14 protein-coding genes and 3 rRNA genes are annotated in these 24,769 nt (G+C 69.0%); all 17 read left to right on the top strand.

Annotated elements, in window-relative coordinates; translation table 11 throughout:
- The first annotated feature begins 650 nt into the window (after positions 1-650).
- The 17 genes from ACFSL2_RS07360 to ACFSL2_RS07280 all read left to right on the top strand — a co-directional run bounded on the left by ACFSL2_RS07360 (position 651) and on the right by ACFSL2_RS07280 (position 24,746).
- Positions 651-2,173 (top strand): 16S ribosomal RNA (locus ACFSL2_RS07360).
- Between the two features lie 551 nt (positions 2,174-2,724).
- Positions 2,725-5,837, top strand: a 23S ribosomal RNA gene (locus tag ACFSL2_RS07355).
- 157 nt (positions 5,838-5,994) lie between these two features.
- Positions 5,995-6,111: ribosomal RNA gene (gene rrf / locus ACFSL2_RS07350) — 5S ribosomal RNA — on the top strand.
- The 16S, 23S and 5S rRNA genes sit together here, the layout of an rRNA operon.
- Before the next feature lie 174 nt (positions 6,112-6,285).
- Positions 6,286-7,032, top strand: coding sequence for an IclR family transcriptional regulator (locus tag ACFSL2_RS07345; protein ID WP_377197225.1), 747 nt, complete (start codon positions 6,286-6,288; stop codon positions 7,030-7,032).
- Positions 7,033-7,146: 114 nt separating this feature from the next.
- Positions 7,147-8,733 (top strand): malate synthase A, encoded by a 1,587-nt coding sequence (gene aceB / locus ACFSL2_RS07340; RefSeq protein ID WP_377197224.1) that lies wholly within the window; start codon positions 7,147-7,149, stop codon positions 8,731-8,733.
- A gap of 105 nt (positions 8,734-8,838) precedes the next feature.
- Positions 8,839-10,314, top strand: coding sequence for an FAD-linked oxidase C-terminal domain-containing protein (locus ACFSL2_RS07335; RefSeq protein ID WP_377197223.1), 1,476 nt, complete (start codon positions 8,839-8,841; stop codon positions 10,312-10,314).
- Entirely contained in the window at positions 10,314-11,594 is a 1,281-nt protein-coding gene (locus ACFSL2_RS07330; RefSeq protein WP_377197222.1) for an FAD-binding oxidoreductase, read from the top strand. The genes ACFSL2_RS07335 and ACFSL2_RS07330 overlap by 1 nt, the downstream gene beginning before the upstream one ends.
- Positions 11,594-12,931, top strand: coding sequence for a glycolate oxidase subunit GlcF (gene glcF, locus ACFSL2_RS07325; protein WP_377197221.1), 1,338 nt, complete (start codon positions 11,594-11,596; stop codon positions 12,929-12,931). The genes ACFSL2_RS07330 and glcF overlap by 1 nt, the downstream gene beginning before the upstream one ends.
- A gap of 117 nt (positions 12,932-13,048) precedes the next feature.
- On the top strand, positions 13,049-14,866 hold the full coding sequence (locus tag ACFSL2_RS07320) for an L-lactate permease (protein ID WP_377197220.1): 1,818 nt from the start codon (positions 13,049-13,051) through the stop codon (positions 14,864-14,866).
- A 182-nt stretch (positions 14,867-15,048) separates the two neighbouring features.
- The gene (locus ACFSL2_RS07315) at positions 15,049-17,397 is read left to right on the top strand and encodes a hypothetical protein (protein WP_377197219.1); all 2,349 of its coding nucleotides are present in this window, start codon (positions 15,049-15,051) and stop codon (positions 17,395-17,397) included.
- Entirely contained in the window at positions 17,394-18,401 is a 1,008-nt protein-coding gene (locus ACFSL2_RS07310; protein ID WP_377197218.1) for an HAD-IIA family hydrolase, read from the top strand. The genes ACFSL2_RS07315 and ACFSL2_RS07310 overlap by 4 nt, the downstream gene beginning before the upstream one ends.
- Positions 18,402-18,619: 218 nt before the next feature.
- Positions 18,620-18,796, top strand: coding sequence for a hypothetical protein (locus tag ACFSL2_RS07305; protein ID WP_377197217.1), 177 nt, complete (start codon positions 18,620-18,622; stop codon positions 18,794-18,796).
- Between the two features lie 11 nt (positions 18,797-18,807).
- Complete coding sequence (locus ACFSL2_RS07300; RefSeq protein ID WP_377197216.1) at positions 18,808-19,761, top strand: TlyA family RNA methyltransferase; 954 nt, start codon at positions 18,808-18,810, stop codon at positions 19,759-19,761.
- A complete protein-coding gene (locus ACFSL2_RS07295) occupies positions 19,758-20,705 on the top strand; it encodes an NAD kinase (protein WP_377197215.1) in 948 nt (315 codons plus the stop codon). The genes ACFSL2_RS07300 and ACFSL2_RS07295 overlap by 4 nt, the downstream gene beginning before the upstream one ends.
- Before the next feature lie 8 nt (positions 20,706-20,713).
- Entirely contained in the window at positions 20,714-22,468 is a 1,755-nt protein-coding gene (recN, locus tag ACFSL2_RS07290) for a DNA repair protein RecN (RefSeq protein ID WP_377197214.1), read from the top strand.
- A 5-nt stretch (positions 22,469-22,473) separates the two neighbouring features.
- On the top strand, positions 22,474-23,697 hold the full coding sequence (gene steA / locus ACFSL2_RS07285) for a putative cytokinetic ring protein SteA (protein ID WP_377197213.1): 1,224 nt from the start codon (positions 22,474-22,476) through the stop codon (positions 23,695-23,697).
- 92 nt (positions 23,698-23,789) lie between these two features.
- Entirely contained in the window at positions 23,790-24,746 is a 957-nt protein-coding gene (locus ACFSL2_RS07280) for a copper transporter (protein ID WP_377197212.1), read from the top strand.
- Positions 24,747-24,769: the final 23 nt, after the last annotated feature.

The raw sequence follows: 24,769 nt of genomic DNA, 5'->3' as shown, positions 1-24,769 counted from the left end.
TTCGCCCGACAGGGAGGTACGGACAGGAAGCGCGAGAAGCGCGACTGGCCGGTCCCGGGGTGGAAACCAACCCAGATCTCGTAGTAGCCTAGTGCGCTCCGGAACTGGGTGGGGGCTTGTCAGATCGCCTCCCCAACCAAGGAACCTGATCAGGATCCTTGCGCCGGAGAACGTGATAGGGTAAGTTACAGAGGTTGCCTCCGATCGCCGGGCAAGCGGCTAGCGCCGCGGTCTGCTGGGAGGCGTCCCTACCTCGCCAATTCGTTGAAGCTTCGGCTTTTGACGACGGCTAAAATGGGTACCGGAATTCCTTCGGATGATTCGAAGAATTCCCGCCGGCCAGCTGGCCGGCGGGGATTTGGAAAAGTCCGAAAGGGCCTGGTAAGTTAGAGGAACTGCCCCGGACAGGGAAGCGATCGGAAAGATTGCGACTTTGACGGTGTGCGTCGGTTGTTTGAGAACTCAACAGTGTGCTTGATAGTCAATGCCAATGTTTTATCCTCGTGAGGGTGTGGCGTGCCAGCTGTCTGGTTGGTGGGTTGCAGGTCTTGTGGGGTTTTTTGGACGGACACAAATCATCAGATTTGTATCTGGCCGGTATCATTTGTTCGTGCCTGCCTCTTTCGGGGGGTGGGTGTGGATGTTTCTCTTTTACGGAGAGTTTGATCCTGGCTCAGGACGAACGCTGGTGGCGTGCTTAACACATGCAAGTCGAACGGTGAAGCTCAGCTTGCTGGGTGGATCAGTGGCGAACGGGTGAGTAACACGTGAGCAACCTGCCCCCTACTTCGGGATAAGCCTTGGAAACGAGGTCTAATACCGGATATGAACGCTTGCCGCATGGTGGGTGTTGGAAAGTTTTTCGGTGGGGGATGGGCTCGCGGCCTATCAGCTTGTTGGTGGGGTAATGGCCTACCAAGGCGTCGACGGGTAGCCGGCCTGAGAGGGCGACCGGCCACACTGGGACTGAGACACGGCCCAGACTCCTACGGGAGGCAGCAGTGGGGAATATTGCACAATGGGCGAAAGCCTGATGCAGCGACGCCACGTGAGGGATGACGGCCTTCGGGTTGTAAACCTCTTTCAGCAGGGAAGAAGCGAGAGTGACGGTACCTGCAGAAGAAGCGCCGGCTAACTACGTGCCAGCAGCCGCGGTAATACGTAGGGCGCAAGCGTTGTCCGGAATTATTGGGCGTAAAGAGCTCGTAGGCGGTCTGTCGCGTCTGGTGTGAAATCCCATGGCTCAACTGTGGGCTTGCATCGGGTACGGGCAGACTAGAGTACTGTAGGGGAGACTGGAATTCCTGGTGTAGCGGTGGAATGCGCAGATATCAGGAGGAACACCGATGGCGAAGGCAGGTCTCTGGGCAGTTACTGACGCTGAGGAGCGAAAGCATGGGGAGCGAACAGGATTAGATACCCTGGTAGTCCATGCCGTAAACGTTGGGCACTAGGTGTGGGGCCAGTTCCACTGGTTCTGTGCCGTAGCTAACGCATTAAGTGCCCCGCCTGGGGAGTACGGCCGCAAGGCTAAAACTCAAAGGAATTGACGGGGGCCCGCACAAGCGGCGGAGCATGCGGATTAATTCGATGCAACGCGAAGAACCTTACCAAGGCTTGACATGTACGAGAACGCCCCAGAGATGGGGTTCTCTTTGGACACTCGTACACAGGTGGTGCATGGTTGTCGTCAGCTCGTGTCGTGAGATGTTGGGTTAAGTCCCGCAACGAGCGCAACCCTTATCCTATGTTGCCAGCGGGTTATGCCGGGGACTCATGGGAGACTGCCGGGGTCAACTCGGAGGAAGGTGGGGATGACGTCAAATCATCATGCCCCTTATGTCTTGGGCTTCACGCATGCTACAATGGCCGGTACAGAGGGCTGCGATACCGTGAGGTGGAGCGAATCCCAAAAAGCCGGTCTCAGTTCGGATCGGGGTCTGCAACTCGACCCCGTGAAGTCGGAGTCGCTAGTAATCGCAGATCAGCAACGCTGCGGTGAATACGTTCCCGGGCCTTGTACACACCGCCCGTCAAGTCACGAAAGTTGGTAACACCCGAAGCTCACGGCCCAACCCCTTGTGGGAGGGAGTGGTCGAAGGTGGGACTGGCGATTGGGACTAAGTCGTAACAAGGTAGCCGTACCGGAAGGTGCGGCTGGATCACCTCCTTTCTAAGGAGCTCATCTCCATCAGCCCCCACACAGTGGGGTCGCCGTCTGCCGGCAGTGGTCGTTCTTCGGAGCGGGTGCTGCGTAGCGTGGTTGGTGCTGGTGGCAGAGGCCAGGCCCAGGCCGTACGTGTCTGGGGTGGTTGCTCATGGGTGGAACATTGACGAAGAGTCGCCTGCTGTCCGGGTTGGCTGCTAGTACGCCGGTGCTTGTCACGGGTTGGAACGCGGTCTGCCGGGTGGGGGTGGTTCGCCGAGCACACTGTTGGGTCCTGAGACAACCGGCCATGTGTCGGGGGTTTCTGGTTCGAGTACGGGTCACGAGGTTCGTGTCATACCCGCTCACGCTGACTGGTTCTTTGGAGCTGGTTGGTTGTTGGGTGTGGTGGTGCGGGTTTGCCTGGTGGGTTCGTCCGTTGCTTGAGAACTGCATAGTGGACGCGAGCATCTTTGAAATTTTCCAAGATTGCGATCGTGAGATGATGGGGCTGTGTACCTTCGGGTGTGTGGTCTTGTTGTTTTATCGGTCATCTTGGTTTCTGTGATTGTAGTGTTGTTGAAGTTTTTTAGGGCACATTGGTGGATGCCTTGGCACTAGGAGCCGAAGAAGGACGTTGTAGCCTGCGATAATCCTCGGGGAGTTGGCAGACGAGCTGTGATCCGAGGGTCTCCGAATGGGGGAACCCAGCCGAAGTCATGTTCGGTTACCCGCGCCTGAATGTATAGGGCGTGTGGAGGGAACGTCGGGAAGTGAAACATCTCAGTACCGACAGGAAGAGATATTCCGTGAGTAGTGGCGAGCGAAAGCGGATGAGGCCAAACCGTATGCGTGTCAAGCTGTCAGGCGTTGCGTGTGCGGGGTTGTGGGACCTTCTGTGGAGATCTGACAGTCTCCGGACCAGTAAGAAAGTCGTGTCATAGTCGAACCGGGTTGAATACCGGACCGTAGTGGGTGGGAGTCCCGTAGACGAAATGGCATGGCCTGGTGGAGGGGATCCCAAGTAGCACGGGGCCCGTGAAATCTCGTGTGAATCTGGCAAGACCACTTGCTAAGCCTAAATACTACCTAGTGACCGATAGCGGACAAGTACCGTGAGGGAAAGGTGAAAAGTACCCGGGAGGGGAGTGAAATAGTACCTGAAACCGTGTGCCTACAATCCGTCGGAGCCTCCCTAGTAGGGGTGACGGCGTGCCTTTTGAAGAATGAGCCTGCGAGTTAGTGCTCGGTGGCGAGGTTAACCCGTGTGGGGTATCCGTAGCGAAAGCGAGTCCGAATAGGGCGATTGAGTCGCCGGGTCTAGACCCGAAGCGAAGTGATCTAGCCATGGGCAGGTTGAAGCGCCGGTAAGACGGCGTGGAGGACCGAACCCACCAGGGTTGAAAACCTGGGGGATGACCTGTGGTTAGGGGTGAAAGGCCAATCAAACTTCGTGATAGCTGGTTCTCCCCGAAATGCATTTAGGTGCAGCGTCGCGTGTTTCTTACCGGAGGTAGAGCTACTGGATGGCTAATGGGCCTCACCAGGTTACTGACGTCAGCCAAACTCCGAATGCCGGTAAGTGCAAGCGCGGCAGTGAGACTGCGGGGGATAAGCTCCGTGGTCGAGAGGGAAACAGCCCAGATCACCGGCTAAGGCCCCTAAGCGTGTGCTCAGTGGGAAAGGATGTGGAGTTGCACAGACAACCAGGAGGTTGGCTTAGAAGCAGCCACCCTTGAAAGAGTGCGTAATAGCTCACTGGTCAAGTGATTCCGCGCCGACAATGTAGCGGGGCTCAAGCACACCGCCGAAGCCGTGGCACTCACACGTTAGCCCAGCACCAGACTTGTTCTGTGTGTTCAGGTGTGTGGGTGGGTAGGGGAGCGTCGTGTGGGCAGTGAAGTCGCAGGGTGACCTAGCGGTGGAGCCTACACGAGTGAGAATGCAGGCATGAGTAGCGAATGACGGGTGTGAATCCCGTCCGCCGAATGACCAAGGGTTCCAGGGCCAGGTTCATCCGCCCTGGGTAAGTCGGGACCTAAGGCGAGGCCGACAGGCGTAGTCGATGGACAAGGAGTTGATATTCTCCTACCGGCGAAGTACCGCCCATACCGAGCCCGGTGATACTAACCACCCCGGACCCACACCGGCACCTTCGGGTGTCATCGTGGGCGAGGCGTGGGACCTGATCCGGTAGTAGGTAAGCGTGTTAACAGGGGTGACGCAGGAAGGTAGCCAGGCGTGGCGATGGTTGTCCACGTCCAAGGTTGTAGCCCGTCCCATAGGCAAATCCGTGGGGCATGAGGGTGAGAGCTGATAGTGACCGCTTACGCGGGAAACTGGTGATCCTATGCTGCCTAGAAAAGCCTCGACGCGAGGGACTAGCCGCCCGTACCCTAAACCGACTCAGGTGGTCAGGTAGAGAATACTAAGGCGATCGAGAGAATCGTGGTTAAGGAACTCGGCAAAATGCCCCCGTAACTTCGGGAGAAGGGGGGCCTGAACCGTTAACCCACTTGCTGGGGGACGCGGGGAGGGCCGCAGAGACCAGGGAGAAGCGACTGTTTACTAAAAACACAGGTCCGTGCGAAGTCGCAAGACGATGTATACGGACTGACGCCTGCCCGGTGCTGGAAGGTTAAGAGGACGGGTTAGCCGTAAGGCGAAGCCCAGAATTTAAGCCCCAGTAAACGGCGGTGGTAACTATAACCATCCTAAGGTAGCGAAATTCCTTGTCGGGTAAGTTCCGACCTGCACGAATGGCGTAACGACTTCTCCGCTGTCTCAACCGCGAACTCGGCGAAATTGCACTACGAGTAAAGATGCTCGTTACGCGCAGCAGGACGGAAAGACCCGGGACCTTTACTATAGCTTGGTATTGGTGTTCGGTGCGGTTTGTGTAGGATAGGTGGGAGACTGTGAAGCCAGGGCGCCAGCTCGGGTGGAGTCATTGTTGAAATACCACTCTGATCGCTTCGGATGTCTAACCTCGGTCCGTGATCCGGATCAGGGACAGTGCCTGGTGGGTAGTTTAACTGGGGCGGTTGCCTCCTAAAATGTAACGGAGGCGCTCAAAGGTTCCCTCAGCCTGGTTGGCAATCAGGTGTCGAGTGCAAGTGCACAAGGGAGCTTGACTGTGAGACCGACAGGTCGAGCAGGGACGAAAGTCGGAACTAGTGATCCGGCGGTGGCTTGTGGAAGCGCCGTCGCTCAACGGATAAAAGGTACCCCGGGGATAACAGGCTGATCTTGCCCAAGAGTCCATATCGACGGCATGGTTTGGCACCTCGATGTCGGCTCGTCGCATCCTGGGGCTGGAGTAGGTCCCAAGGGTTGGGCTGTTCGCCCATTAAAGCGGTACGCGAGCTGGGTTTAGAACGTCGTGAGACAGTTCGGTCCCTATCCGCTGCGCGCGCAGGAAACTTGAGAAGGGCTGTCCCTAGTACGAGAGGACCGGGACGGACGAACCTCTGGTGTGCCAGTTGTTCCGCCAGGAGCACGGCTGGTTGGCTACGTTCGGAAGGGATAACCGCTGAAAGCATCTAAGCGGGAAGCCTGCTTCGAGATGAGGTTTCCACACACTTCGGTGTGAGAGGCACCCAGCAGACCACTGGGTTGATAGGCCGGATGTGGAAGACAGGACTAACGACTGTCGGAGCTGACCGGTACTAACTGCCGATAACTTCATAACACCTCAACGCTGTTAATAATGCTCAAGGTTTTGTTACGCGTCCACTATGCGGTTCCCGAGTCACGGGCACCAACCCCCGACACACGACCAGCACACCACCCTTGTAGGGGGTTTGTGGGTTGGTAGTGACGGAGAGGGTTTGCCTTCTCGATAGTGTTACGGTGGTCATAGCGTGGGGGAAACGCCCGGTCCCATTCCGAACCCGGAAGCTTAGCCTCACAGCGCCGATGGTACTGCCCTGGAGACGGGGTGGGAGAGTAGGACGCCGCCGGACAACCATTCCCAGCAGGGGGTGGAACCCATACCTAGCCCGAATTTCGGGCCGGGTGGGGTTCCACCCCCTTCTGCATTTCCCGCCGAAGAACCCCCGGGCCACCCCTGCTTCCGCGTTGTGGAATGCTGTTTCCGTCCGCCGGTAGATGCCGGTGTGGTCGACGGGGAGGGTGACGTGGCAGAACCTGGTGTGCAGTCGGTCGAGCGAGCGCTCGACCTGCTCGAGATCCTCGCAGAGGTCGGCGGTGATGCCGGCCTGAGCGAGCTCTCGGAGCAGTCGGGACTACCACTGCCGACCATCCACCGGTTGATGCGCACCCTGGTCGCCCGCGGGTACGCCCGCCGGCTGCCCTCGCGCCGCTATGCGCTCGGCGCACGGATGATCCGCCTCGGCGAGTCGGCCGGGCGCCAGCTCGGTGCCGGCGCGCGCCGGCATCTGGCGCGAGTGGCGCGGGAGCTCGGGGAGACCGCCAACCTTGCCATGCTCGACGGGGAGATGGCCGTCTACGTCGCGCAGGCGGCGTCCTCGCACTCGATGCGGATGTTCACCGAGGTGGGTCGGCGGGTCCATCTGCACAGCACGGGCGTCGGCAAGGCGCTCCTGGGCGAGCTCCCCGACGCAGCGGTCCGTGACATCGCGGCACGGGCAGGGCTTGCGCCCGCCACGGACCGGACCATCACCGACGTGGATGCGCTCCTGGCGGCGATGGCGGAGATCCGGGAGCGGGGCTATGCCGTGGACGACGGTGAACAGGAGATCGGCGTGCGCTGCTTCGCCGTCGTCGTGCCCGGGGCGCCGGTGCCGACGGCCCTGTCGGTCTCCGGTCCGGCGGCGCGCGTGTCGTACGAGTTCGGGGAGCGTGCCGTGCCGGTGCTGCACGAGGTGGCGCGCGATGTGGCGGCGGAGCTGTCTCAGGGCTGAAAGTCCCGTTGACCCCGGGTCCCCGGCCGCATACTGTTTTCACCAGGAAGTATTTGGTTTCCGGATCGTGGAATTCGTGCATCCGGACCAAGCCACTCGACCGAGGGAAGACACGTGGAAACTCCGGACGGCCTCACGATCACTGGTGACATCGCTGCGCGCGCTCAGGAGGTGCTCACTCCCCAGGCGCTCGGGCTGATCGCCGCCCTGCACCGGGCACTCGACGACCGCCGGCTCGAGCTGCTCGAAGCCCGGCAACGGCGGGTCGAGGACCTGGCCGCGGGTGGCACGCTGGACTTTCTGCCCGAGACCCGGCACATCCGCGAGGACCCGACGTGGCGTGTCGCGCCGCCGGCGCCCGGTATCGAGGACCGCCGGTGCGAGATCACGGGACCCACCGACCGCAAGATGACCATCAACGCGCTGAACTCCGGTGCCAAGGCGTGGCTCGCGGACCACGAGGACGCGAACACCCCGCAGTGGAGCGCCGTCGTGGGCGGGCAGCTCAACCTGCTCGACGCCATCAACCGCACCATCGACTTCACGGGTGAGAACGGGAAGCACTACGCGCTCAAGCCGGACGAGGAGCTGGCCACGATCATCGTGCGCCCGCGGGGCTGGCACCTGCCGGAGAAGCACATCCTGGTGGACGGCCGCCCGGTGTCGGGCGGCCTGGTGGACTTCGCGCTCTACGTCGCGACTGCCGGTCTGCGGCAGATCGAGAAGGGCCAGGGGCCCTACTTCTACCTGCCGAAGATGGAGTCCCACCTGGAGGCACGGCTCTGGAACGACGCGTTCGTGCTGGCCCAGGACTTCCTCGGCATCCCGCAGGGCACCATCCGGGCCACCGTGCTCATCGAGACCTATCCCGCGGCGTTCGAGATGGAGGAGATCCTCTACGAGCTGCGGGAGCACAGCTCGGGCCTGAACGCCGGGCGCTGGGACTTCATGTTCTCCGTGATCAAGTCGTTCCGGACCCGGGGCACGGAGTTCATGCTGCCCGACCGCAACGCCGTCACCATGACGGTGCCGTTCATGCGCGCCTACACGGAGCTGCTGGTCAAGACCTGCCACACCCGCGGCGCACACGCCATCGGCGGTATGGCCGCGTTCATCCCGAGCCGCGACGAGGCGGTGAACGAGGCCGCGTTCGCGAAGGTCCGTGACGACAAGACGCGCGAGGCGAACGACGGGTTCGACGGGTCGTGGGTGGCGCACCCCGGCATGGTGGAGCTGTGCAAGGAGGTGTTCACGTCGGTGCTGGGCGACAAGCCGAACCAGATCGACCGCACCCGAGACGAGGTCCAGGTCACCGCGGCCCAGCTGCTCGACGTCGCCGCCACTCCCGGGGACGTCACCGAGGCCGGCCTGCGGAACAACATCTCGGTGGGCATCCAGTACCTCAAGGCGTGGCTCGGTGGCCTCGGCGCCGTGGCGATCTTCAACCTCATGGAGGACGCGGCGACCGCCGAGATCTCCCGCTCCCAGGTGTGGCAGTGGCTGCACAACGACGTGACGCTCGCCGACACCGGCCACCGGGTCACGCGTGAGCTCATCGACCAGATCGTCGAGGAGGAGATCGCCAAGCTGCCGGGCGAGCCGGAAGACTACACGGAGGCGAAGCAGACGTTCCTCGAGGTGGCGGTGGCGGACGACTACGCGGACTTCCTGACGCTCCCGGCCTACGCCAGAATGCCCTGACCCAGAGCCCGTTGAGTGCTGGATATCTGCGCTTCGGAGCACCTCCGGAGCGCAAATACCCAGCACTCGACGGAGACGTAGTGGCTTGCAACAAGGAGGTTGCCCGTGCCCGCTAGTACACCGGCGTCGCTGGACGTCGTCATTGCCGAGCTGATCGGCGAGCTCGGCCCGGAGCGGGTGATCACCGACCGGCAGCGGCGTCGTACGTACGAGTGCGACGGGCTGGCCGCGTACCGGGTGGTTCCCGGAGTCGTGGTGCTGGCGCAGGACGCCGACGACGTCGCGGCGACCGTGCGGACCTGTGCGCGGCACGCGGTGCCGTTCGTCGCCCGCGGGTCGGGCACGGGTCTGTCGGGCGGGGCGCTGCCGCACTCCGAGGGTGTGCTCGTCGTGATGTCGCAGCTGCGGACCATCCGGGACGCCGACATCGGCAACCAGCGCGCCGTCGTCGACCCCGGGGTGATCAACCTGCAGCTCACCGCGGCGACCAGCCCGGAGGGGTACTACTTCGCACCCGACCCCTCCAGCCAGTCGGTGTGCTCGATCGGCGGGAACGTGGCCGAGAACTCGGGTGGCGCGCACTGTCTCAAGTACGGCTTCACCACCAACCACGTCACCGGCGTGGACCTGGTCACGCCCGCCGGTGAACAGGTCGAGATCGGGGGCAAGGCACCTGACCCGCCCGGGTACGACCTGCTCGGTGCGCTGGTGGGCAGCGAGGGCACGCTCGGCATCGTCACGGCGGCCACGGTGCGCCTGACGCGGCTGCCCCAGGAGGTGCGGACGCTGCTGGCCGCCTTCCGCACCATGGACGACGCCGGGGCCGCCACCTCCGCGATCATCGCCGCCGGGGTGATCCCCGCCGCCATCGAGATGATGGACGCGCTGGCGATCGAGGCCGCCGAGGCGGCGGTGCACTGCGACTACCCGGCGGGGGCGGGCGCGGTGCTCGTGGTCGAGCTGGACGGGCCGTCGCCCGACGTCGCGGGGGAGTTCGACGACGTGGTGCGGCTGTGCGAGGAGGCGGGATCGTTCGAGGTGCGGGTCGCGGCCGACGACGACGAGCGCGCGCTGATCTGGAAGGGCCGCAAGTCGGCATTCGCCGCGGTGGGCCGGATCAGCCCCGACTACATCGTCCAGGACGGCGTGATCCCGCGGACCGCGCTGCCCCTGGTGCTGCGGCAGATCGCCGCGCTCGGCGAGAGCGCCGGCGTGCGGGTGGCGAACGTGTTCCACGCCGGGGACGGCAACCTGCACCCGCTCGTGCTGTTCGACGGCGCGATCGAGGGCGCCGTCGACCGCGCGGAGGAGGTGGCCGGCGGGATCCTCGACCTGTGCCTCGAGCACGGCGGGTCCATCACGGGTGAGCACGGGGTGGGCGCGGACAAGGCCAAGCACATGCCGCGCATGTTCACCGCCGACGACCTGGAGACCATGCAGGCGGTGCGGTGCGCCTTCGACCCGGACGGGATCGCCAACCCGGGCAAGGTGTTCCCGACACCCCGGCTGTGCGGGGAGCAGCCGGGACGGCACCAGGGGGCTCATCCGCTGGCGGAGTCCGGCGTGGCGGAGGTCTTCTGATGGCCGACCTGCAGCGGCTCGAGGACGCGCTGAAGCAGGACGGCGGCCAGGTCACGGACGCGGGGCCGGAAGACGCTGTCGACGGGGTGCCGGCGACGGCGGTCGCGCGGCCGGCGTCGGCGGTCGGGGTGTCGGCGGTGCTGCGCGAGGCGACCGCTCAGGGACTGGTCACCGTGGCGCGCGGGGCCGCGACCGCCCTGGACTGGGGCGCGCCGCCCGAGCGGGTCGACCTGATCCTGGACACCACGGGTCTCGACCGGCTCGTGGAGCACGGGGCGGGCGACCTCGTGGTGGTGGCCGAAGCGGGATTGCCGGTGGCGACCCTGGCGGCGACCGTCCGGGCCGCCGCGCAGGAGCTGGTGGTGGACCTGTCGCCGGAACGGCTCGCCGGCGGTTCCACGGTGGGCGGGGCGCTGTCGACAGGGGCGTCCGGGCCGCGTCGTCTGCAGCGCGGCGGGATCCGCGACCTGGTGCTGGGAGCCACGGTGGTGCTCGCGGACGGCACCACCGCCTCGTCCGGCGGCAAGGTCGTCAAGAACGTCGCCGGGTACGACCTGGCCAAGCTGCTGACCGGTGCGTACGGCACCCTCGGTGTCGTGGTCCGGGCAGCGTTCCGGTTGCACCCGCTCCGACCCGACCGGGCGTTCGTCGTCGCCACCGGCCCGCTGGCCGACGTCGCGGCGCGGGCACGTGACGTCGTCGCCTCGCAGCTCGCGCCCGCCGCGGTCGAGATCGACCGGCCCGCGGGGAGCGACGTCGCCGAGGTGGCGGTGCTGCTGGAGGGGACGGGGGGCGGCGTCGGGCAGCGCGCAGCGGCCGCGGCGGCGCTGCTGCGCGGACGGGTGCAGAGCGAAGCGCCCGGATGGTGGGCGGCGCTGCCCGGCTCGCGAGCGGCGGCCGGTTCGGCCGGCGGGGGCGGCAACGGAACCCTCGCCAAGGCGACCGCGACCGTCACCGGAGTGGCTGGCCTGCTGGTGGCGGCGCGCGAAGCGGAACAGCGGTACGGCGTCGGCGTGGCGCTGCGCGGGACCGCCGCCGGGGTGCTGCACACGGTGGTGACGGGAACGCCCGAGGCGACCGCGTCCGCCGTCGGGCACCTGCGGGCAGCCGCGCCCAGCCCGCGGGAGGGCACCGTGACCGTGCTGCGGGCGCCGGGCGCCGTGCGTGCGGCGCTCGATGCGTGGGGGCCCGTGGGCGGGCTCGACCTGATGCGCGCGATCAAGGGACAGCTCGATCCCGGGCGCAACCTCGCGCCCGGCCGATTCGTGGGAGGCATCTGATGACCGAGGCGAAACCGGACCTGCTGGGCTCCTTCGGTCGGGACGGGGCCTTCGACGAGCATCACCCGCCGGCCCGCGAGCTGGTGGACGACTGCGTGCACTGCGGGTTCTGTCTGCCGGCCTGTCCCACCTACTCGCTCTGGGGTGAGGAGATGGACTCGCCGCGCGGGCGGATCCACCTCATGAAGCAAGGGCTGGAGGGCGAGCCGATGTCGCCGTCGCTGGTGCAGCACGTCGACGCGTGCCTCGGCTGCATGGCGTGCGTGACGGCGTGCCCGTCCGGCGTGCAGTACGACAAGCTGGTCGAGGCGACGCGGCAGCAGGTCGAACGTCGCGGCGCCGAGCACCGGACGCGCGGGCAGCGGCTGCTGCGTTCGGCGATCTTCGCGCTGTTCCCCCGGCCCGAACGGCTGCGGCTCGTCCGGCCGTTCCTCGCGCTGTACCAGCGCACGGGTCTGTCGCGGGTGGTGCGCCCGGTGCTGGCCCGGCTGTCGCCGACGCTGGCGACGATGGAGGCCATCGCGCCGCCCGTGGGTCCTCGCGTCCCGGTGCCGGCGCTCGTTCCCGCCGTCGGTGCGCGACGGATGACCGTCGGGCTGCTGCTCGGCTGCGTGCAGCGGGAGTTCTACCCCGGGGTCAACGCCGCGACGGCGCGGGTGCTGGCCGCGGAGGGGTGCGAGGTCGTCGTGCCGCCGGACCAGGGCTGCTGCGGCGCGCTGTCCGTGCACGCCGGGCGCGAGAACGAGGGCCTCGACTACGCACGGGCGCTCATCGACGCGTTCTCCGGGGCGGGCGTCGAACGGATCGTCGCCAACTCGGCCGGGTGCGGATCGACCATGAAGGACTACGCGGACCTGCTGGCGGACGACCCGCGGTACGCGGAGCGGGCCGCCGCGTTCGCCGCACGGACCCGGGACATCTCGGAGGTGCTGGCGGAGCTGGAGCCCGTCGCACCGCGGCATCCGCTGCCGATGACCATCGCATACCACGATGCCTGTCACCTGCGGCACGCGCAGGGCGTGCGGGCACAGCCGCGTGCGGTGCTCGCGACGATCCCGGGCCTGGTGGTCAAGGAGATCGCCGAGGGCGACATGTGCTGCGGGTCCGCCGGAATCTACAACCTGACCAACCCGGAGCCCGCGCGGGAGCTGGGGGACCGGAAGGCGGCGAACGTGGCGGCGACCGGCGCGGAGCTGCTGGTCACGTCCAACCCGGGTTGCCTGCTGCAGGTCACCGACGCCCTGCGTCGGCAAGGGCGCACGATGCCGACCGCGCACATGGTGCTGGTGCTGGACGCGTCGCTGCGGGGTGTCGGGCCGGCGGAGCTTTTGACCTGATCCGGGTACTCCCGGTGGACCTGGGGTAACTGCTACGTTTGTCGGACAGTGGAGTGATAGTTCCGACATGCGAAATTAGGCACCCTACCCGGCAACGTGGCCGGACCTGGAGTCACCATGGACAACCTCGGCGTCCTTGCCCTGCTCGCCCTCCTCCCCATCCTTGTCGTGGGAACCCTGTTGCTCGGGTTCCGCTGGCCCGCCCGGACGGCGATGCCCGTCGGCCTCGCGGTGGTCGTGGTCGTCGCGCTCTTCGCGTGGAAGATGTCGGTGGTCGCCGTCAGCGCGTCCATCGTGCAGGGTCTGCTGATCGCGATCGGCCTGCTCTGGATCATCTTCGGCGCGCTGCTCATGCTGGAGACCCTCACCAAGAGCGGCGCCCTCCAGACCATCCGGGCCGGCTTCACGACCATCAGCCCGGACCGGCGGGTGCAGGTGATCATCGTCGCCTGGCTGTTCGGATCGTTCATCGAGGGCGCCGCCGGATTCGGTACGCCCGCCGCCGTCGTCGCGCCGCTGCTGCTGGCGCTCGGCTTCCCCGCGGCGGCGGCCGTCATGGCGGGCCTCATCATCCAGTCCACCCCGGTGAGCTTCGGCGCCGTCGGCACGCCGATGCTGACCGGGCTCGGGACCGGACTGGCCGACACCTCCGGCGCACTGGCACCGGAGGTGCAGGCACGCGCCGACGTGCTCGGGCTGGACCACCTGGGCTTCGTCGCCCACACCGCTACCCAGGTGGCGACCATCCACGCGATCGTCGGCATCCTGGTGCCGCTCATCCTGGTCACCCTCATGTGCGGGTTCTACGGGGAGAAGCGGTCGTTCCGCTCCGGCCTCGCCGTGGCCCCGTTCGCGATCTACGCGGCGCTCGCGATGATCGTGCCCTACGTGACGGTCGCCTACGTGCTCGGGCCGGAGTTCCCCGCGATGCTCGGCGGGTTCATCGGGCTGGTCCTGGTGATGTTCACGTCCTCGAGGGGCTTCCTCATGCCCAAGGACGTGTGGGACTTCCCGCCGCGCGAGCGCTGGAGCGACCGCTGGATGGGCACCGTCGACCCCACCAAGGAGGCGGCCACGCTCACCCGCAAGATGTCGATGGTCCGGGCCTGGTCGCCGTATCTCATCGTCGCGGGTCTGCTGCTCGTCACCCGGAACGTCCCGGCGATCAAGGAGTTCCTGACCGGGCCGGCGGTGCTCGAGGTGTCGAACATCTTCGGTACCGGCATCAACCAGAACATGGACCTCCTGTACTCGCCGGGCGCGATCTTCCTGCTCGCCTGCCTCGTCACCTACGTGCTGCACGGCATGCGGGGCGAGCAGATCAAGGCATCGTGGAGGGTGGCGGGCGGCCAGCTCGGCGGGGCGGCGTTCGCACTCCTGTGCGCGGTGCCGCTGGTGCGGATCTTCATCAACTCCGGTCCTGACTTCAACGGCGCCGGCATCGACTCGATGCCGGTCACCGTGGCACAGGCCGCCGCCGACCTGGCCGGTCAGGGCTGGCCGGTCGTGTCCCCGTTCATCGGAGCGCTCGGCGCGTTCGTGGCCGGCTCGAACACCGTGTCCAACATGATGTTCTCGCTGTTCCAGTTCAACACCGGGCTCGGTATCGGCGCGTCCTCGCCGGAGACGGTGGCCGCCCTGCAGGCCGTGGGCGGCGCGGCGGGCAACATGGTGGCCGTGCACAACGTGGTCGCCGCCGCCGCGACGGTGGGCCTGCTCGGGCGCGAGGGGGACCTGATCCGCAAGACCGTCCTGCCGATGACCTACTACTGCCTCACCGCGGGCGGTATCGGATACCTGTGGATCTTCGGGTTCGGCCTCAACGCCGGGACGGTGGTGCTGCTGATCGTGGTGGCGGCGTTGGCGCTGACGGCCACCCGCATGATGCGCAAGTCCGACGCCCTCAACCCGGAGGTCGTGCCGCTGCGGGTGTGATGCGGATGATGCGGGTGTGACCGGTGCGAGCTCGCTCGCTTGCCCCCACGCTGTCAGGCCCTCAGGTCACCCGGGTGACCTGAGGGCCCGACACGTGGCAAGGCACGTCACAGCCGTTCGACCCCAGGAGACGGCTGCCCGCATGGGAGAATGTGCGGGCATCTGTCATCGAAGGGAACACCGTGAACGAAACGCCCCGTGACCAGGGGAACGACCGCGAGGGCGACCGCCGCGGCGAGCGCAAGGGCGGCAGTCGCAACGACGGCCAGGGGCCGCGTCGCGAAGACCGCGGTGGTGACCGGGGCCGCCGGTATGACGGCGCCCGTGGCGGTGACAGCCCTCGGCGTGACGACCGCGGCGCCGACCGCCCGCGCCGACCGTACGAGAACCGCGGCGCCGACCGCCCGCGCCGACCGTACGAGAACCGCGGCGCCGACCGCCCGCGCCGCGACGATCGGGGCTCCGACCGGCCGCGCCAGGACGACCGGGGCTCCGGCGACCGCGCGCCCCGCCGCAACGACGACGACCGTCCCCGCCGTTCCTTCGGGGACCGGGACGACCGGGGCGGCTCCTCGGGCTACCGGGGTGGCCGCGACGACCGCGCCCGCACCGACCGCCCGTACCGCGGGAACGACGGCGACCGCCCGCGCAGGCCGTACGAGAACCGGGACGACCGTGGCGGTGACCGTCCGGTGCGCCGCGACGGCGAGCGTCCGGTACGTCGCGAGCACGACCGTCCGCTGCGCCGGGACGACGACCGCCCCGCGCGGCGTGACGACGGCCCGCGCCGGAGCTTCGACCGCGACGATCGCCCGCGGCGTGGCCCCGAGGACCGTGGCGGTAGCCGTCCGGCACGTCGGGAGGACGACCGTCCCCGTCGTTCGTTCGAGGACCGGGGTACGGACCGTCCGCGGCGGGACGACCGGGGTGCCGAGCGTCCGGCACGTCGGGAGGACGAGCGTCCGCGCCGGTCCTTCGGTGACCGTGACGACCGTCCCCGTCGTTCGTTCGAGGACCGGGGTGCCGACCGTCCGCGCCGGGACGACCGGCCGCGTCAGGACGATCGCGGCGGGGAACGCCCCCGCCGCAACGACGGCGACCGTCCGGCACGCCGCGACGACGACCGTCCGCGTCGCTCGTTCGGCGACCGCGACGACCGGGGCAGCCGGGACGCCCGTGGGCGGGACGACCGGGGCACCCGCCCGTCCCGCGGGAGCACGGGTGACCGTCCGGTGCGCCGCGACGACCGTGGCGGTGACCGTCCGCGCCGTTCGTTCAACGACCGCGACGCCCGCCCGAGCCAGGGCGGCCGCGAGGACCGTGCGGAACGCGCACCGCGGCCTCCCGAGCCGGAGATCGCCGAGGACGCCGCGTTCAGCCAGCTGGATCGCGACGTGCGCTCGCGCCTCCGAGGGCTCAGCAAGGACCATGCCGAGTACGTCGGGCTGCACCTGGTGATGGCGGGCCGGCTGCTCGACGTCGACCCGGAGCGTGCCTACGAGCACACCCAGGCCGCGGTACGCGGCGCGGGCCGGATCGACATCGTGCGCGAGGCCGCAGGCCTGGCGGCCTACCACACCAACCGGTTCGCGGAGGCGCTCCGCGAGCTGCGCACCGTCCGCCGGCTGAACGGCTCGTCCGAGCACCTGCCGATCATGGCGGACGCCGAGCGCGGCCTCGGCCGGCCGGAGCGTGCCCTGGCGCTCGCCGCGTCGGAGGAGGCCGCGTCGCTCGACGCGACCGGCCGCGTCGAGCTCGCGATCGTGGCGAGCGGCGCCCGCTCTGACCTGGGTGAGCACGATGCCGCCCTGGCTGCGCTCGACAAGGTCGCGGCGGACGACGCCACGGGTGACCTCGCGCTGCGGGTCGTGCAGGCGCGCGCCGTGGCACTCGAGGCCGCCGGCCGGCCGGACGAGGCGGAGGCGCTGCTGGCGGCGGTCGACAGCGCGGCGCTCGAGCGGGCCATCGGCGCGGGTGCGCCCGGCGAGGACATCACGGTGTTCGACGTCGAGGAGGACGCGGCGCTCGCCGAGGAGGAGTACGTCGCCGACCACCCCGAGGCGTACGCCGCGGAGATGGCCGACGACGAGGGAGACGCGCCCCAGGAGCCTGCCGACCCGGGCGAGGACGAGCCGGACGAGCGGCCCGTCGGGGACGAGCAGGAGGCGGCCGAGGAGGCCGACGCGGCCGATGGGGCCGACGCAGCCGACGAGAACGCGACGGCGGACCCTGCCGGCTCGCCGGACTCCCCGGATTCCGCAGATTCGCCGGATTCCGCGGACTCGGCCGACTCAGCGGATTCTGCGGACTCGGCCGACTCCCCGGACTCAGCCGATTCCGCCGGCGAGTCCGACGAGTCCGACGAGCCCGACGAGCCCACCGAGGAACCGGCGGAGGCAGCCGGCGCACCTGCCGACTCCCCGGCCGACCTGCCCGAAACCGGCGACGCGGGCTCGCCCGAGACGAGCGACACGGAGGGTGAGCCGGTCGCCCAGGGCGACCAGGCCGACGTCGGGCAGGAGAAGAAGTGACGGCGAGCGCCGGACTGCTGGCGAGCGACGCCCCGCTCGCGACGGCGTACGACCTCGCGCTCGTCGACCTGGATGGTGTGGCGTACAAGGGGCACCTGCCGATCGAGCATGCGTCGGCGAGCCTGGCCGCGGCACGGTCGGGTGGGATGCGCCTGCTCTTCGTGACGAACAACGCGTCGCGCGAGCCGGAGGACGTCGCGGGGCAGCTCACTGGTCTGGAGATCCCGACGGAGCCGGACGAGGTGATGACGGCCGCGCAGGCGTGTGCCGCGTTGCTGGGTACTCGTCTGGATCCGGGTGCGAAGGTGCTGGTCGTCGGTGGCAAGGGTCTGGTGACGGCGGTGCGGTCGGCGGGTTTCGCCGTGGTGGAGTCGGCGGACGACAAGCCGGACGCCGTCGCGCAGGGCTATGCGCCGGAGGTGAGCTGGACACAGCTCGCCGAGGCGGCCTACGCGGTGGGCGGCGGTGCGTGGCACGTGGCGAGCAACCTGGACCTGTCGCTCCCGACGGCGCGCGGGTTCGCGCCGGGGAACGGTGCCCTGGTGGGCGCCGTGGTGTCGGCGACGGGTGTGCCGCCCGACAGTGCCGGCAAGCCGTCGCCGACCATGTACCGGCTCGCGGTCGAGCGGGCGGAGGCGAGGCGGCCGCTGGTGATCGGGGACCGGCTCGACACGGATCTCGCCGGGGCGCGTGCCGGGGGATACCCGGGGCTGCACGTGCTGACGGGTGTCTCGACGGCGCGCGACGCCGTGCTCGCGGAGCCGGGCGAACGGCCGTCCTTCCTGGGGGCCGACCTGCGTGCGCTCCTGGAGCCGCACGCGGCGCCCGTCCGCGCCGATGACTGGTACGTGTGCGGTGGAGCGGCGGCTCAGGTCTCCGACGGCAGGCTGCGGCTTGACGGTTCGGGGATCGATCTGGTGCGTGCCGCGTGCGCCGCGGTGTGGGCCGCCGTCGACGCGGGGGAGACCGTGGACGCGGGAACGGTGCCGGACCTGCCGGCCTGAGCCGGCGCGTCGAGCCCCGATGCGGTGAGTGCAGAGTTGGTAGCGGATACAGGGTGGCTGTCCGCAACAAGGTCTGCAGTCGCTCGTCGTGGGACCCGGCCGATTTCTCCCGGGTTCTGTGGGCGGTGACGGGTACCGTGTCAGGCAGCAGACAGCCGGCTCGGGTTCCGGGGCCGGCCCGACGAGCACGGACGAGCACAGTGGAGCGTTGACGCACGATGGACGAGTTCTACGAGACCGAGGAACCTTCGAGCGGCCCGGTCGATCCCGATGCGGGTGTCCGGACCGCCCTCGACGCGCTCGACGGGCTCGACGACCTGCCGCCGGCCGATCATGTCGCCCGGTTCGAGGCCGTGCACGATGCGCTGCGGGCGCACCTGAGCGGTGACGCCTGACGGTGGCGACCATGACAGGGAGCACGCGCGTGGACGTGGAGCTGGTCCGCCGTGGGCTGGCCCGTTCTCGGCGGCACGCCGCGGAGCTCGTCGGGTCCGGTCGGGTGCGGGTCGGCGGCCGGGTGGTGGTCAAGCCGTCGTCGGCGGTGGCGCAGGGCACGGACGTGTCGGTGGCGCCCGGCCACGACCCGGAGCACGATTTCGCGTCGCGTGCCGCGCTGAAGCTGGCCGGTGCGCTGGACGCGCTGGCTCGGGTGCCGGGCGGCCCGCAGGTCGAGGGCGCGTTCTGCGCCGATCTCGGCGCGTCCACCGGCGGGTTCACCGACGTGCTGCTGCGCAGGGGTGCCGCACACGTGGTGGCCGTCGACGTGGGACACGACCAGCTCGTCCCGGCCCTGCGTGCCGATGACCGGGTGACGGTCGTCGAGGGCCTCAACGTCCGGGACCTGACGCCGGCCGACCTCCCGCGGTCACCGGACCTCCTGGTCGCGGATCTCTCGTTCATCTCCCTGACCGTGGTGCTGCCGGCGGTGGCGAGCGTGCTGCGGCCGGGTGCGCAGGTGCTGCTGATGGTCAAGCCGCAGTTCGAGGTCGGGCGCGAGCGGCTGGGCAGCGGTGGCGTGGTGCGCGACCCCGCGCTGCACGCCGAGACGGTGCGTGCGGTGGCGCGCGCCGCGGAGCAGGCCGGCCTGCGTACCCGCGCGGTGGTGCCGAGCCCGCTGCCCGGTCCGAGCGGCAACCGCGAGTTCTTCCTGTGGCTCGGGTTCGACGCCGACGGCGCGGAGACCTCCGAGCACGCGCTGGCCGACGCCGTCGAGACGGCGGTGGCCTGGCTGCCGGTGCCGGGTGAGCCCGGGGAGCGACCGGACCATCCGCTCGAGCCGCCGGCCGTCGTCGTGCGCGGACGGTCGGACGCGGCACAGAGCACCCAGCAGGCCGACGAGCAGAAGGAGCAGGAGCCGTGACCAGGCGCGTCTTGATCGTGACCCATGGCGGGCGCCCCCGGGCGGTCGCGGCTCTGGCCGAAGCGCTGCGGGAGCTGAAGGCGGCGGGCTTCGAGTACACCCTGCACGACGACGCGCTCGCGGAGGAGTTCGGCGACCACATGGCGGCCAACCGGGTCCGCGAGGGCGTGCACCGGTCCGAGGCGGTGATGGTGCTCGGCGGCGACGGGACCATCCTGCGTGCGGCGGAACTGACTCGCGGCACCGACGTGCCGCTGCTCGGCGTGAACCTCGGGCACGTGGGCTTCCTCGCGGAGTCGGAGCGGGAGGACCTGCGCGCCGCCGTCCAGCGGCTCGCGGCCCGCGACTACGAGGTCGAGGAGCGGGCGACGGTCGAGGTGGAGGTGCATCTGCCGGGCACGGCCGAGCCCGTGGTGGGCTGGGCGCTGAACGAGGCCACTGTCGAGAAGGCCACCAGGGACCGCATGCTCGAGGTGGCGATCGGGGTGGACGGCCGGCCGCTGCTGTCGTTCGGCTGCGACGGTGTGGTGATGTCCACGGCCACCGGCTCCACGGCGCACGCCTTCTCGGGCGGTGGTCCCGTGATCTGGCCCGACGTCGATGCCGTGCTCATGGTGCCGTTGTCCGCGCACGCCCTGTTCGCGCGACCGCTCGTGATCGGCCCGCGGTCGCGTTACACGGTCGACGTGCTGCCGCAGTCCACGGTCGAGGGAGTGCTCACCTGCGACGGTCGACGAGAGATCCGGCTGCCCCGCGGCTCTCGCGTCGTCGTGCGTCAGGGGGGTACGGTGCGGCTCGCACGTCTGTCCAACGCACCGTTCACGGACCGTCTCGTGTCGAAGTTCAACCTGCCCGTGTCGGGATGGCGGGACCGTGTCGGGTCGGGGCACACCGAGATGCGGGATGTACGTTCTGACCCAGCCGACACCACACCAGAGAATTAAGGAGTCAGGTGCTCGAGGAGATCGCTATCGAGAACCTGGGCGTCATCCGCTCGGCCCGGGTACCCCTGTCCGACGGCCTCACGGTCATCACGGGCGAGACCGGAGCGGGCAAGACGATGGTGCTCACGGGCCTCAACCTGCTGATGGGCGCGAAGGCGGACCCGCAGTCGGTGCGTCCGGGCGCGTCGTCGGCGGCGGTCGAGGGCCGGGTCCGCGTCTCCGGGCGGGACGGCGTGCTGGGCCGCGTCTCCGACGCGGGCGGCGAGGTGGAGGACGACGGCACCGTCGTGATCCTGCGCACCATCGCCGACGGCCGGTCGCGCGCGCACCTGGGCGGCCGCACCGTACCGCAGGGCGTGCTCGCCGAGATCGCCGAGGACCTGTTCACCGTGCACGGCCAGGCGGACCAGCTGCGGCTGCGGACGGCGGCCAAGCAGCGCGACGCCCTGGACACCTTCGTCGGTCCGGCTCACCAGCGGGTGCTCGCCACCTACCGCACCGCGTGGACCGAACGCGGCGGGCTCCTCGCCGAGATCGCGGACCTGGAGGCGCGCGGCGCCGAGCGGGCGCGAGAGGTCGAGCTGCTGCGCATCGGCCTGGAGGAGATCGAGCGGGTCGACCCGCAGACCGGTGAGGACGCCGAGCTCCAGGCCCTGATCGAGCGGCTGTCCAACGCGGAAGGGCTGCGCACGGCGGCCACCGAGGCGCACGAGGCGGTGGCCGGTGAGGACGCCGACGGCGCCCGGGAGAACGCGATAGCCCTCGTGGAGCGGGCGCGCCGCGCACTGGACTCCGCCGCGCACTCCGACGAGGCGCTCGGTGCGCTGGCCACGCGGTTCGCCGAGGTGGGCTACCTGCTCTCGGACGTCGCCACCGACGTCGCCGCCTACGTCGACGACCTGCAGGCGGACCCGGCCGGGCTGGAGACGGCACACAACCGCATGGCGGAGCTCAACGGCCTGACCCGCTCCTACGGCGAGACCATCGACGACGTGCTGCAGTGGGCCAGCGACGCCGGCCTGCGCCTGCTCGACCTGGACGACGGCGGCGACCGCCTCAGCTCCATGCAGGACCGGGTGACCGAGCTGGACGACGAGCTGGCCAGGCTGGCCGAGCTCCTCACGGCAGAGCGCACCCACGGGGCGTCGCAGCTCGCCGAGGCCGTGACCAACGAGCTGCACGGTCTCGCGATGGGCGGTGCCCACCTCGTGGTCTCGGTGGACCCGCTCGACCAGCCGGGCCCGTTCGGCGCGGACCAGGTCACGTTCCTGCTCGTGCCGCACCCCGGTGCGCCGGAGCGGCCGCTCGGCAAGGGAGCGTCCGGCGGTGAGCTCTCGCGCGTGATGCTCGCGCTGGAGGTCGCCCTGTCGACGTCGGGCGGCGCGGCGGCGGCGCGCACCGCCGACACCCCGCGCAGCACCTTCGTGTTCGACGAGGTCGACGCCGGCGTGGGTGGCCGGGCCGCCGTGGAGGTGGGCCGCCGCCTCGCGCAGCTCGGCCGCAGCACCCAGGTGGTCGTCGTGACGCACCTCGCGCAGGTCGCGGCGTTCGCGGACGCGCACCTCGTGGTCACCAAGAGCTCCGACGGCGACGCCGGATCGACCGACGCCGACGACGGGATGATCACCGTCACGGGCGTGCGTGAAGTCACCGCGGACGCCCGCGTCCGGGAGCTGGCGCGCATGCTGTCCGGCCAGGACGACTCGGAGACGGCGCGCAACCACGCGCTGGAGCTCCTGGAGTCCTCGGTCGTGGGACGATAGAGCGGATGAAGCTGATCTCCCGACCCGAGAAGCGCGCCGACAAGGGCGCAGCGAAGAGTGCCGCCGACCATGGGGCGGTCCTTCCGCAGGCCACAGCACACGGACCTGCCCGGATCGGGGCGCGCACCAAGGAGCTCACGTCCCGGCTCCACCAGGGCGACGTCGCCGTGATCGACCATGTCGACATCGACCGGGTCGCGGCCGACGCCCTCGTGTCCGCCGGTCCCGTCGCGGTGCTGAACGCCGCCCGCTCCACCTCGGGCCGGTACCCCAACACGGGCCCGGACATCCTGGTCGACGCCGGCATCGTTCTGGTCGACGACCTCGGCCCGGCGGTCATGGCGATCGACGAGCGCGCCGAGGTGCGGATCGTGGGCGGCGAGGTCCTCGTCGACGGCACGGTCGTCGCCACCGGCACGCACCAGACGCCGGAGACGGTGGCCGCGGACCAGGCCGCCGCCCGGGAAGGCCTGTCGGCGGAGATCGAACGGTTCGCCGAGAACACCATGACGTACCTGCGCCGCGAGCGGGACCTCCTGCTCGACGGGGTGGGCGTACCCGACATCACCACCTCCATCGAGGGCCGCCACGTGCTCATCGTGGTGCGCGGGTACCACTACCGGGAGGACCTCGCGCTGCTGCGGTCCTACATCCGCGAGAACCGGCCCGTCCTGATCGGGGTGGACGGTGGCGCGGACGCGATCATCGACGCCGGCTGGCAGCCCGACATGATCGTCGGCGACATGGACTCCGTGTCCGACCGGGCACTGTCCTGCGGCGCGGAGATCGTCGTGCACGCCTACCGCGACGGCAAGGCCCCCGGGCTGGAGCGCGTCAAGGCGCTCGGCGTGGACCCGGTGGTCTTTCCCGCGACGGGTACCAGCGAGGACATCACCATGCTCCTGGCCGACGACAAGGGCGCCGAGCTGATCGTCGCCGTCGGCACGCACGCCACACTGGTCGAGTTCCTCGACAAGGGGCGCGCGGGCATGGCGTCCACCTTCCTCACCCGGCTGCGTGTCGGTGGCAAGCTCGTGGATGCCAAGGGCGTCTCGCGGCTGTACCGCACGCGGATCTCGAACACCCAGCTCACGCTGCTGTCCGGAGCGGGCGTCGCGGCGGTGCTCGCGGCACTGGCCGCCACATCGGCAGGCCAGACCTTCTTCGGGCTGATCGGGGCACGCTTCGACGACGTAGTGTCCTGGATCAGCCTCCTGTTCGGCGGCTGACCGGTCCGGAGCACGCTCCCGGACCGCCCCCTGCCGCCCCGACCTGATGCCGGGCCTCTCGCCCGGAACATGCTTAAGGACTCTTCCGTACCGTGATCGACTTCCGATACCACCTCGTCTCGCTCATCTCCGTCTTCCTCGCCCTCTCCGTCGGCATCATCCTCGGTGCCGGACCGCTGCAGGGACCCATCGGGGAGCAGCTGACGGAACAGGTGGACGCGCTGCGCGCCGAGCGCACCGACCTGCGCACCGAGCTGGACGCCACCCAGACCGCCCTCGACGGTGACGAGCGCTTCATCGAGGCAGCGGGTACCCAGCTCGTCACCGGCTCCCTCGAGACGAACCGGGTAGCGGTGGTGCAGCTCGGCGAGGTCTCCCAGGACGTCCACGACGGTGTGCTGAACCAGATCGACACGGCCGGCGCCACGGTGGTGTCCAAGTCCGAGCTCACGGAGGCGTGGACGGACCCCGCCGAGGAGTCGTCCCGCGAGACCCTCGCCGAGGGCCTGCGCGCCAACCTCGGCGCGGCGGCTCCGGAGGACGACGACCCGAACGCCATGCTCGGCGCCGCGCTGGCCCTCGCGCTCACCGGCAGCGACGGCGGCACCGACCGCAGCTCCCAGGCCATGGACCTCGAGGCACAGCTGGAGCGGTTCGGCTTCGTGGAGCCGGGCGACGAGCAGACAGAGGCCGCCCAGGCGCTCGTGCTGCTGGTGGGCTCCGTCGGCCAGCCGCAGGAGACGGTCGACGGCGCCACCCAGGAGCCGGAGCCGGGCGCGGAAGAGGTGTGGGTGTCCGTCACGCGGGCCGCGCAGCAGGTCTCCGGCGCGGCAGTGCTCGCCGGTCCCACCAAGGACCCGGGCGACGTCGTGCAGGCCGTGCGGGACGACGACGAGATCGCCGCCGAGGTGAGCACGGTGAGCGGCATCGACCGGCTCGTCGGCCGCATCAACGTGCCGCTGGCCGTCGCCGCGCGCCTGAGCGGCGTCGTCGGCCAGTACGGCCTGGAGGACGACGCGACGGCGGTCGTACCGCCCGCGGTCGGCTGACGACGCGAGCTCGACCCGAAGCA

The organism is Promicromonospora aerolata, from assembly GCF_042682255.1.
Classification (GTDB): domain Bacteria; phylum Actinomycetota; class Actinomycetes; order Actinomycetales; family Cellulomonadaceae; genus Promicromonospora; species Promicromonospora aerolata.
This window is presented reverse-complemented; position numbering and strand designations above follow the sequence as displayed.

Excerpts from the sequence above, each read along its gene's own strand:
- steA (WP_377197213.1), top strand. The coding sequence starts at position 22,474 with ATGAAGCTGATCTCCCGACCCGAGAAGCGCGCCGACAAGGGCGCAGCG.
- ACFSL2_RS07300 (WP_377197216.1), top strand. The coding sequence starts at position 18,808 with ATGACAGGGAGCACGCGCGTGGACGTGGAGCTGGTCCGCCGTGGGCTG.
- glcF (WP_377197221.1), top strand. The coding sequence starts at position 11,594 with ATGACCGAGGCGAAACCGGACCTGCTGGGCTCCTTCGGTCGGGACGGG.
- ACFSL2_RS07330 (WP_377197222.1), top strand. The coding sequence starts at position 10,314 with ATGGCCGACCTGCAGCGGCTCGAGGACGCGCTGAAGCAGGACGGCGGC.
- ACFSL2_RS07305 (WP_377197217.1), top strand. The coding sequence starts at position 18,620 with ATGGACGAGTTCTACGAGACCGAGGAACCTTCGAGCGGCCCGGTCGAT.
- ACFSL2_RS07320 (WP_377197220.1), top strand. The coding sequence starts at position 13,049 with ATGGACAACCTCGGCGTCCTTGCCCTGCTCGCCCTCCTCCCCATCCTT.